This is a genomic window from Haloferula luteola (assembly GCF_014201715.1).
Classification (GTDB): Bacteria; Verrucomicrobiota; Verrucomicrobiia; order Verrucomicrobiales; family Akkermansiaceae; genus Haloferula; species Haloferula luteola.
This window is the reverse complement of sequence record NZ_JACHFD010000083.1, coordinates 1-1,106: the sequence shown is the minus strand read 5'-3', so window position 1 is coordinate 1,106 and position 1,106 is coordinate 1. Positions and strand designations below refer to the sequence as shown.

General features: G+C 46.3%; 2 protein-coding genes. Both read right to left on the bottom strand.

Annotated elements, in window-relative coordinates; translation table 11 throughout:
- Nucleotides 1-287 precede the first annotated feature (287 nt).
- Complete coding sequence (locus HNR46_RS20575; RefSeq protein ID WP_184022597.1) at nucleotides 288-698, bottom strand: hypothetical protein; 411 nt, start codon at nucleotides 696-698, stop codon at nucleotides 288-290.
- Between the two features lies 1 nt (nucleotide 699).
- Nucleotides 700-999: a hypothetical protein gene (locus HNR46_RS20570; protein WP_184022595.1), complete on the bottom strand. Its 300-nt coding sequence runs from the start codon at nucleotides 997-999 to the stop codon at nucleotides 700-702.
- Nucleotides 1,000-1,106 lie beyond the last annotated feature (107 nt).

Here is a 1,106-nt window from a genome sequence, read left to right as displayed (position 1 = left end):
TGCTTCTAAACGGAGCGGACAGGCCATAACCACGGAGAGCGCGAAGAAAAACACGCACAGCCGCAATGTGAAAGCGCGAGGACTGACCCCTTTGAAAATCACTGACCCCTTTGAAAATCACGCGCACAGATCACCGATGACCGTCCCGCGAACGAACCGCGTCCGAACCACCAAAAATCCCAAGGACTACCTGCTAGCTCACCCACGACCTGCGGCTGGCCAATACGCGAGACAGCCGCCAGCTGGATGTTTGTCGGCGCGAACCAACGATTTTTTAAGGAGGTGGCTCAGACGTAGTCAAAGTAGAGATGGAACCAGTCGCCATTCATTCTATCACGCCTCCTAAATGGCTCACCCAACTCAGATTCTGAAATGTAACGAAACCCGTTTCCCATTAAAATTTTACTTATGATTTCAATGTGGATTTTGGATACTACATCTTCATTTGTGATCAATGCCATTTTCCCGTAGCGGCTATATCGAACTTCAGTGAGAAAATTGACTTCATTGTTAATTACCAAAGAATCCAAATAGGATGCATCTTGAATGGAATGATCCCATTTCGCTAGCCGGGGCGGAAGATGACTAATAATAGCGTCTCCAGATACTTGAATATCCCGCTTTAGATCGACAAATTCTTTTGAAAGTGGCCCTGCCGCAAGAAAGTCTTTTGGTGATTCAAAAAGTTGGTGGCTCATATTAAATTCCTGGAACTGTGACATCCAAATCGCGTATCGGAAAAGCCGTGGTGACTTGCTTGGACTTTGGATTAACAATAATCCTCATTTTCGTTTCACCAGCAGTCCCAACGACCCTACCCAATTCAACTTCGTAACGAAATGCATCTTGTGGGTGTTGTTCAGCTTTTGAAAATACCTCATCCACCAAATCAAGAATCTTGTCTCTAGTATCGGAAAATATCGAATGCAAAGGCTTTTGCGGAATTGGGACTGTATGATCAAATACGTGAGATATTCGATGCCCTTGATCACCTGCCATTGGTTCATAAACTAGACCGATTGCCAAAAGTTCTTTCCGCTATGGGGAGTGGGTGCGGCAGACCGAACGCATGAGATCCGGGCGCTTGAGCAGATCCCGGATGGACT

Excerpts from the sequence above, each read along its gene's own strand:
- HNR46_RS20575 (WP_184022597.1), bottom strand. The coding sequence starts at position 698 with ATGAGCCACCAACTTTTTGAATCACCAAAAGACTTTCTTGCGGCAGGG.
- HNR46_RS20570 (WP_184022595.1), bottom strand. The coding sequence starts at position 999 with ATGGCAGGTGATCAAGGGCATCGAATATCTCACGTATTTGATCATACA.